Source organism: Tepidibacter sp. Z1-5, from assembly GCF_037844525.1.
In the GTDB taxonomy this organism is placed as follows: domain Bacteria; phylum Bacillota; class Clostridia; order Peptostreptococcales; family Peptostreptococcaceae; genus Tepidibacter_A.
Genome location: NZ_JBBMMD010000010.1, coordinates 49,326 through 58,546 on the forward strand (window position 1 = coordinate 49,326; position 9,221 = coordinate 58,546).

11 protein-coding genes are annotated in these 9,221 nt (G+C 27.1%); 8 read left to right on the top strand and 3 right to left on the bottom strand.

Going from position 1 to position 9,221, the window contains the following annotated elements:
• Positions 1-5 precede the first annotated feature (5 nt).
• Positions 6-710: a segregation and condensation protein A gene (locus tag WJW32_RS02610; RefSeq protein ID WP_340254547.1), complete on the top strand. Its 705-nt coding sequence runs from the start codon at positions 6-8 to the stop codon at positions 708-710.
• A gap of 5 nt (positions 711-715) precedes the next feature.
• Entirely contained in the window at positions 716-1,246 is a 531-nt protein-coding gene (gene scpB, locus WJW32_RS02615; RefSeq protein WP_340254550.1) for an SMC-Scp complex subunit ScpB, read from the top strand.
• 59 nt (positions 1,247-1,305) lie between these two features.
• On the opposite strand, the gene WJW32_RS02620 is transcribed toward scpB, so the two are convergent.
• Positions 1,306-1,845, bottom strand: a complete 540-nt coding sequence (locus WJW32_RS02620; RefSeq protein WP_340254553.1) for a helix-turn-helix domain-containing protein — start codon at positions 1,843-1,845, stop codon at positions 1,306-1,308.
• A 180-nt stretch (positions 1,846-2,025) separates the two neighbouring features.
• On the opposite strand from WJW32_RS02620, the gene WJW32_RS02625 reads away from it, so the two are divergent.
• The 4 genes from WJW32_RS02625 to WJW32_RS02640 all read left to right on the top strand — a co-directional run bounded on the left by WJW32_RS02625 (position 2,026) and on the right by WJW32_RS02640 (position 4,503).
• Positions 2,026-2,625: a hypothetical protein gene (locus tag WJW32_RS02625; RefSeq protein WP_340254556.1), complete on the top strand. Its 600-nt coding sequence runs from the start codon at positions 2,026-2,028 to the stop codon at positions 2,623-2,625.
• A gap of 3 nt (positions 2,626-2,628) precedes the next feature.
• Complete coding sequence (ytfJ, locus tag WJW32_RS02630; protein WP_340254559.1) at positions 2,629-3,108, top strand: GerW family sporulation protein; 480 nt, start codon at positions 2,629-2,631, stop codon at positions 3,106-3,108.
• A 148-nt stretch (positions 3,109-3,256) separates the two neighbouring features.
• On the top strand, positions 3,257-4,204 hold the full coding sequence (locus tag WJW32_RS02635; protein WP_340254562.1) for a hypothetical protein: 948 nt from the start codon (positions 3,257-3,259) through the stop codon (positions 4,202-4,204).
• Positions 4,201-4,503: an FAD-dependent oxidoreductase gene (locus WJW32_RS02640; protein ID WP_340254565.1), complete on the top strand. Its 303-nt coding sequence runs from the start codon at positions 4,201-4,203 to the stop codon at positions 4,501-4,503. Before WJW32_RS02635 ends, WJW32_RS02640 begins: the two co-directional genes overlap by 4 nt.
• A 5-nt stretch (positions 4,504-4,508) precedes the next feature.
• Here WJW32_RS02640 and WJW32_RS02645 read toward each other — a convergent pair whose 3' ends face one another.
• Entirely contained in the window at positions 4,509-6,137 is a 1,629-nt protein-coding gene (locus WJW32_RS02645; protein ID WP_340254569.1) for a recombinase family protein, read from the bottom strand.
• A gap of 133 nt (positions 6,138-6,270) precedes the next feature.
• Between WJW32_RS02645 and WJW32_RS02650 the strand changes: the two genes are divergently transcribed.
• Positions 6,271-7,944, top strand: a complete 1,674-nt coding sequence (locus WJW32_RS02650; protein ID WP_340254572.1) for an AAA family ATPase — start codon at positions 6,271-6,273, stop codon at positions 7,942-7,944.
• A gap of 6 nt (positions 7,945-7,950) precedes the next feature.
• On the opposite strand, the gene WJW32_RS02655 is transcribed toward WJW32_RS02650, so the two are convergent.
• Positions 7,951-8,214 (bottom strand): hypothetical protein, encoded by a 264-nt coding sequence (locus tag WJW32_RS02655; RefSeq protein WP_340254575.1) that lies wholly within the window; start codon positions 8,212-8,214, stop codon positions 7,951-7,953.
• Between the two features lie 174 nt (positions 8,215-8,388).
• On the opposite strand from WJW32_RS02655, the gene WJW32_RS02660 reads away from it, so the two are divergent.
• A complete protein-coding gene (locus WJW32_RS02660) occupies positions 8,389-8,832 on the top strand; it encodes a hypothetical protein (protein WP_340254578.1) in 444 nt (147 codons plus the stop codon).
• Positions 8,833-9,221: the final 389 nt, after the last annotated feature.

Here is a 9,221-nt window from a genome sequence, read left to right on the forward strand (position 1 = left end):
TTGAGATGGGATATAATGTAGCTTTAAATTTTTATGAAGGACCAATGGATCTTTTATATGATCTAATAGTAAAAAACAAAATAGATATATATGATATATCTATTTTTGAAATAACAAAGCAGTATCTAGAATATTTAGATGAAATGGGAAGCATGGATCTTGAAATAACTAGTGATTTTATAATAATGGCGTGTAGGCTTCTTGAAATTAAATCTAAATACTTATTGTATAAAAAAAATGAAGAAGAAGAAGATCCGAGAACAGAGCTTATGCATCAGCTTATAGAATATAAAAACTTTAAAAAGGCATCGAATTATTTAAAAGATAGAATGTATTTAGGAGAAGGTATATTTTATAGAAAAAAAGAAGAAATTTATATAGAAGAAAAAATGGATTTGTCAAATTTAAATATAGATATGCTTATGAAATTCTTACCGAGTGTTGTTAAGGAAATAAGAAAAGAAAAAACAGAGAATAAATTAGATACAATATATAAAAAGCCTACTATTTCAATAGAAGAAAAAATTTATTATGTCAAAAACCAATTGGATAAAAAAGGAACTTTGCTATTTAAAGATTTAATTAAAACTTCAGATAAAGAAGAAATTATAGTTACTTTTTTATCGGTTTTAGAACTTATAAAAACAAAAAATATAGTAGTAAAACAAGAAGATTACTTAGCAGATATAATAGTTAAAAAGGTAGAGTGATTTTTATGAATAACAAAAGAATAAAAAATATTATAGAAGCTATATTGTTCTCATATTCAGATCCTATAACAGTAAAGGAAATAAAAGAGATAATAAATGAAGATATGAACTTGCGTGATATAGAAAATATATTAATAGAATTAAAGAAAGAATATGAAAATCAAGATAGAGGGATGCAAATATATAATGTTCAAAATAAATATCAAATGGGAACCAATAAAGAGTACCAAGAGTATGTACTAAAGTTATTTGAACCTAAAAAGAAAAAAAGCTTAACACAAGCTACTCTAGAAACATTAACTATAATAGCTTATAAACAACCTATAACTAAGGTAGAAATAGAAGAAATACGCGGTGTTAAGTGTGATAAGGCTATATCTACCTTAATTGAACATGATTTTATAAAAGAAGCTGGAAGACTTAATAAAATAGGAAAGCCTATAATATACAAAACCACTGAGGAGTTCTTAAAACTATTTGGACTTGATAAGATAGAAGACTTACCACCTGTTCAAGAAGAAGAAAAGCAAGAATAAAAAAATTTGATTTATGATATAAAAAAATCGCATTATGCCATGGCATGATGCGATTTTTTCTAGAAAGATGGTGGAGTAGAAACCCAAAGTATAGAAGCCGCTTTGTTTGTATTATTTACAATATAATGTTCTTTGTCTGGAGTAAAGTAAAAACTTTCTCCTTTTTTTATTTTAAATTTCTTATTGCCGATATGAATTATTACAGAACCTTTTACTATGTAACCGAATTCTTGCCCTTGATGAGGTCTATCTATTACAGTCTTACCTCCTGACTCGATATCTACTAAAATAGGTTCCATATCATTCTTTTGAGAATTTGGAATAAGCCAATGGATTGTATGGTTTAATTCCTCGTTAACAGATTCGTATATATCATCTTTTTTGTAAACAATCTTTTCTTCTACAACTTCATTAAAGAATGCCTTTAAATCGGTTCCTAAGGCTTCTAGAATATCCATTAATGTTGCAATGGATGGAGAAGTCAAGTCTCTTTCAATTTTAGATATAAACCCTTTTGTAAGGTCACATCTTTGAGCCAATTCTTCTTGTGTCAATTGGTTTAATATTCTCAATCTATTAATTTTTGTTCCGATTTTCAAAATAATCACTCCTATAATTAAGGGAAAAATGTTTTATGAATTAAGTATGAATGAATACTACTTTATAAGTATAATATATAATGAATAATATATCTATATTAGATAATAAGAAAATAAAAAAAAGTCAATAGATTTTATAAAAAAAAGTATGCATTTTACTTTTTAGGAAACAATAAATGTATGAAAATTATTGTTTATATATTCTTATGTTTGGTATTTTTAGTAATAATTATATTAAGTTCCAATATGAAAATAAGCATACGATTGATTAAAAATGGACAAAATGATGAAATAGCATTTAAAATAAAAGGTTTATTTGGAATTATAAAGTATGAAAAAAAATATTCTTTTTTGGATTTGTCTCTCAATCAAAAAGGAATAAATTTAGAAGCTGAAGAAGATGCTTCTACGAAAGGAGAATTAATTAATAGTCTTAAAGAAAAGCTTAATAATAAAGATATATTGAAGGATTTTGAAAATCTAAAAAAATCACTTGAATATCTTTTTAAAAAGGCTGATATTAAAAACATAAAAATAGATACATATATATCTAATGAAGATGTATTTTTAAGTATATTTTTATTTAACTTTGTAAATATAATATACAAATATATATACGATAAGGTAGATACTGATAATTTGAAACTAAATATAAAACCTGGATTTAATGAAAATGTATTTAAGATATATATAATAACAGATATTAATTTGAAAATCATAAACTTTATAAAACTTTTAAAAAATTACAAGATTTTTAAAATAAACAAAGGTGGTGCATAAACAATGCCAGAACAACAACAACATCCAATAGAGAGTTTGATGAAAACTACTATGGAAAATATGAAAGCAATGATAGATGTTGACACTATAGTTGGAAATCCAGTTGAAACATCAAATGGATCAGTGCTAATACCTATATCAAAAGTTTCGTTTGGATTTGCGTCTGGAGGAGGCGAGTATAAGAAGGGAGGTGCATCCGATGAAGATTCAAATGATGCATATCCATTTGCAGGAGGTACTGGAGCAGGTATAACTGTTCAACCAGTAGCTTTTATGGTAGTAGAAAAAGAAGAGACAAAGCTTATGTATATAGACCAAAATGCAAATATGCTAGATAATATACTTAATAAAACACCTAAGCTTATGGAGAATATACAAAGTATGTTTTCTGGAAAAGGTAAAAGTAATAATCAATCTAAAAAAGAAGATGAAAATAAGCAACAAAATAATGACTCCCAAAATAATAATAATCAACAAAATTAAAGCTGAAGGCAAAAACTTGCCTTCAGCTTTTCCTATTTGTAACCAAAATGATCAAATGTAAATAAATTATATTAATGAGTATAGTTTGAAATGAATTAATATAATTTATTTACATTTGTTATGCATATTGTGTGAAAGGGGGATTGTTATGGGGAATAAAATATGTGTTGATGCAGGTAGTATGTATTGTCCTTGTCACTTAGCTAAAAGTGGAGATTGTATAAGTTGTTCTTTGTTATCGGGTAAAGAATTATGTGAGTGTGATTTAAAAGGAATATGTATATACCAAAATTTCAAAAAAAATAATGAAAAAATAAGTGACTCTAGAGAAGGTATATTATGCAAGGTATTAAAAAACAAACAAATAAAGACAAATATATACTTACTCAGTATAAGTATACCAAAATCCTTGGCATGTGAATTGATACATCCTGGATCATATATACTTTTAAAAGATAAAAAAAGAAAAGATGATATGTTTAATAGTCCTGTTTCTGTAATGAATATAGACTTGAAAAACAATATACTGGATATAGTTGTTGAAAGTATAGGACCTAAGACAAAAGATTTATTAAATAGTGATACAGTATTTATAAAAGGACCATATACTAATGGTATATTTGGAATCAAATACTTTAAACAATTAAAAAGTAAAAAAGTATTGATTTTAACAAAAGGACTCTCAAGTGTTACATTGATAAATGTAGTTAATAATCTTTTGAAGAATAATAATGAAGTAAAAGTATTTTTTGATAACTCTGGTAAAAAAATTGAAGAGTTAGAAAAAAAACTAAAAGAATTAAATATAGATTTAAAGTATTTTCATTTTAAAAACAATGAAAACTTAATAAAGGAAGAATTAAAAAAAGGTGTGGATATGGTCTTTAGTGCAGGATCTAATCACTTTAATAAAAATAGTATGAATATAGTTGATAGTATAGACGACACAATAAATTTAGCTATAACTAATAATAATTTGATTTGTTGTGGAGAGGGCATATGCGGTGCTTGTATTGTAAATGTTAAAGGTGAAAAAATAAAAACTTGTAAGACTCAAATAGAGCCAAGAGTATATCTAAAGGAGGCTTTGAAATGAGAAAAGTTATAGTCATAGGTGGCGGTTGGGCAGGATGTGCTGCTGCTATTAGTGCTAAAAAAGCAGGGGCTGATGTTACTTTAATAGAAAGAACCGATATGTTGCTTGGACTTGGAAATGTGGGCGGTATTATGAGAAACAATGGAAGATATACAGCTACAGAAGAAAATATACTCTTAGGGGGTAGAGAATTATTTGAAATCACTGATGAATATTCAAGACATAAGGATATTGATTTCCCAGGACATAATCATGCACGACTTGTAGTATTGCGACTTTTTGGTACCATATGGAATTGAGGGATCTATTTTTTTTTAGTCCCCCATAAATCTATATTAATATTATTTGTTTCTCCATCCCATGTAACTCTATCTACTAGAGTTTCGAGTAAATGTCTTTTCTTCATTATTACATTCTCATCATTATTTAAATCTTCTACATTATCAAAAAATGAATTAAATTCTTTAAGAGTATCTACTATAAGAGAAGTATTTGTTATATTAGTTGAGGCTTTCTTTTTTTCATTTTTATTATTAGTCAATTTCATTTCTAATTCTTTAATTTCTTTTCCTAGTTCATCTATTTTAGAAATAATAAATTCAGACGCTACAGAATTAGAATCTATTTTTGCTAATTGATTTAATAAAGAGTCCATATGCTTTTGTTTTTCTTCAATATCTTTTTTTATATTATCAATTAAAGAAGAAGTTTGAGTGAGTGCTGTTTGCTTTTTATATTCTTCTAACTCTTTTATAACTATATCTGTATTTAAGTTTTTAATATGGTCAATTACAAGTTTTTCCAATCTATCTCCTCTAACATTTGGATTAGCACATCTACTTTTAGCACTATGGGCCTTCATAGTACACATATAGTAGTAGATTCTTTCACCAGTATCTTTTCTAGGTCTTCCATAACTTATTCTCATAGGAGCACCACATTTAGAACATTTTAAAATGCCGCTGAGTAGGGACTTTCTAGATGTACCTTGTCTTGGATTTTCTTTTTTAGAGTTCTTATCTAGTTTTCTTTGTACTTCAAGCCAATCATTAGCAGATATTATACCTTTATGCTTAGAAACAGCTGCTATCCATTTGCTCATATCTCTTTGTTTAGATTTAGAATTACATTTATTATACGTAAGGATTCCATTGCCATTAGGCGTACCACATACTAACATTCCTTTTCCTTTTAAATATTCGAATACATCGTCATTAGATTCTACATAAACAGGGTTGCGAAGGATATCATTTACAGACATAGAAGCAAAATCTCCACCATTTTTACCTTTTATATTATTTGCAAGAAGGTATTTTAGTACTATATGAATAGATCCACCCTGGATGTATTTATCAAATATTAGTCTTACTCTATCTAGTTCATCTTTAACTGGAATAAGTTTTGACATAGATCGTTCCTTAAATTCAGAATCTAAATAAGTAATTTGTTGACTTTTAAATCCTAAAGAAGTTTGTCCTCCAAGCCAACGGCCTGTTTTAGCGAGTTCCATCATATTGTCACGAATTCTTTCTGCTATAGTTTCTCTCTCAAGCTGAGCAAAAACAGAAGCTATATAAACCATAGCTTTACCCATAGGAGTAGAAGTATCGAACTGTTCCTTTATAGATACAAAACTTATATTGTTGTCTTGTAATAATTCTAGAGTAGAAGAAAAGTCAGCCACATTTCTACTAATACGGTCCAATCTATAACAAATAAGTACATCGAATTTTTTCTTTTTAATATCTTGAACAAGTTCTTGGAACTTAGGTCTATTTGTATTACCTCCAGAAAAACCTTCATCTTCATATATTGTGAATTCAGTAATATCTAGATGCTTTGCAGCATGTTCTTTACACATTTGTACCTGGTTTTCAACTGAGTCACCTTTACCAGTAAAAACAGATTTACGAGAATAAATTGCAGCTTTCATAATGAGCTCCTTTCTAATTTGTTATATGTAAATTATATCATAAAGAAGAGTAGCTATTGAAATGAGCTAAGGTATTTTTCCTACTAAGTATGCTATAATAAAGGAATAACCTTAAACTAGAGGAGAGAAATATATGAAAAAATTACCTATTGGAATAAGTGATTTTAAAAAATTAATAACTGAAGGTCATTATTATGTAGACAAAAGCTTATTTATAAAAGAAATAATAGATGATGGCTCGGAAGTTATATTGATTCCAAGACCTAGACGATTTGGTAAAACTCTGAATATGAGTATACTTAAATACTTTTTTGAAAATACAAAGGTAGATAATAAATATTTATTTAAGGATTTAAAAATAAATGAGTTCAAAGAAATAATGGACACTCAAGGAAAGTATCCAGTTATATATATAACGTTTAAAGATATAAAGTTCTCTAATTGGGAAGATTGCAATAACGGAATAAAAACATTAATAAGTTCATTATATGAAAAACATGACTATCTTGTAAAAGAAAATTTTTTAAGTGAATTGCAAACAAACTACTATAATAAAGTAATAAGTGGAAATGTTAATATGGTAGAACTTTGCCAAAGTTTAAAAATGCTTACAAAATACTTATGTGAATATCATAATGAAAAGGCTATAGTATTAATAGATGAATATGATGTACCTATTCAAAGTGGTTATTTAGATAATTACTATGATAAAATAATTGAATTCATGAGAGTGTTTTTAGGTAGTGCTCTTAAAGATAACGAATACTTAAAAAGAGGAATATTAACAGGAATATTAAGAATAGCAAAAGAAAGTATATTTTCAGGTCTTAATAATTTACATGTATGTACAATACTCAAAAAACACTATACTAAGCATTTTGGATTTTCACAAGAAGAAGTAGAGCAAATTCTAAAGTATTACAATATAGAGTATAAAATAGATGATATAAAAAAATGGTACAACGGATATAACTTTGGTGATAATGTAATATACAATCCTTGGTCAATACTTAATTACATAAAAAATCATAATGATGGATTTAGACCTTATTGGGTAAATACAAGCAGTAATGATTTAGTCAAGATAGTACTTACAAAAGCAGGAGAAACAGTTAAAAAAGAACTAGAGGATCTTATTCAAGGAAAAAATATTGTAAAACAAATAAATGAAGATATAGTAATGAAAGAAATAGAAAATGGAGCAGAAAATGTATGGAGCTTTTTACTATTTAGTGGATATTTAAAAGTTATAAAAGAAGATTTAAAAATGGGAAGAAGTTTTTGTACATTAGAAATACCAAATCTTGAAGTAAAGTACTTATATGAAGAGATAATAATGTCTTGGTTTAAGGAAAGTATCAACAGTGAAAAATTCAATTATATGTTAAAAAGTCTAACAACAGGTGATATAGAAACATTTGAAGAAATACTTAGTGAATATTTGATAAAAAGTGCAAGCTATTTTGACATAGAAGAAAGTGAAAAGTTTTATCATGCATTTGTACTTGGAATCTTAGTAGCTCTAAATGAAGATTATGAAGTGAAATCAAATAGAGAAAGTGGTTATGGAAGATACGATATAATGGTGATTCCTAAAGACCAAACTAAACTTGCAATAATAATAGAATTTAAAAAGGTAAGTAAAAGAAGAAAAGAAACTCTTGAAACAGCAGTTGATAAAGCTATAGCTCAGATAAAAGATAGAAATTATAGACAGGAATTAGTAGATAGAGGAATAAATAATATAATAGAGCTTGGAATTGCTTTTGAAGGAAAAGAAGTTTTGGTTAAAGAAGTGAATAGATAGGATTGATTAAAATCTGCCATGGTTGGGATACCTGATATGGCAGATTTTATTATTGTAGGGAATTATAGTAGTTTGATTATTACTTGTAGTTTCTGCAAAAGCTACAGTTGATTCATTTTCATTTGATGAAGATTCTGCTTGTTGAATTTCTGTCTTAGCTTTTTCAAACTCATTTGTAGAGCTATTAGCTTCTGTAGATCCACAAGCTGTAAATAATAGCATTAGTAGAAAGCATAGTAGTATAGATGATATTTTATTATGTCTTTTCAATTTAAATAAACCTCCTTTTTATATAGAGTATATATATAATTTTATAAATATACAACATATAGGAAAATATAGAGTTTGGATTGTATGAGTTTTAAGAATGGAAAATAATTGAAAATGATTTAGGGTTTTGTAGTATAATTATTAATGGAATTTATAATAAAGGGGTTGAGCTTTATGGGAAAGAAAACACATTGTGAAGAATGTGGAACTAAGTTAAATGCACTTATACGAACTACTTTTCGAGGTAAAGAAGTTTGTGGTAAGTGTGAGAGAGAGCTAAGACAAAAGATGCAAATGGAACAATCAGAGCAACAGGAAATAACAAACACTATTACAACACCTAGTTCAAAAGGTAAAGGAAGTATAGATGCTTTGAGGATGTTTGGTATTGTAGAATTGATATGTAGCATAATTGTAGCAATAATAATATTTGCACAAATAGGAACGACAGAAGGATATTATCGTGATGAAATAAATCCAATTGGACTAGGAGCATCATTAACGATATTAATTCAAGGTGTATTATTCTATCTAGTCACTTCTGTCCTATGTAATATTGGAGAAGATGTTATCATTATAAAAAATAAATTAAATAAAGAAGAAAAGGAAACTGTATAGGCTAGTAGTTGAATAGAGGCATAGCAGAGCAAATGGGATAAACTTGAAGATGAGTCTATTTTTATGGAATGATAAATTGAAATTTAATGTGATTTAAATAAGAAAAACAAATATTAAACTTCCCATTATATAAACATATAAAGTTGAAAACTCTTCTGAATTATATCAGGAGGACTTATTTTTACATCTTCTCAAAAACACCAATCATAATAAGCAAACTACATAAACACAAACATCAAAACAGTAGCCAACCAAAGCTACTGCTTTTTACTGCACAAATATAAAATGAGTATAAAAATATGCTATATTATGGTAAAGCATACCTAGAAAAACAATCTGTTATAAAAGTTATAGTTTTGATTATATTAGAGTGATGTCTATGAGCTGTA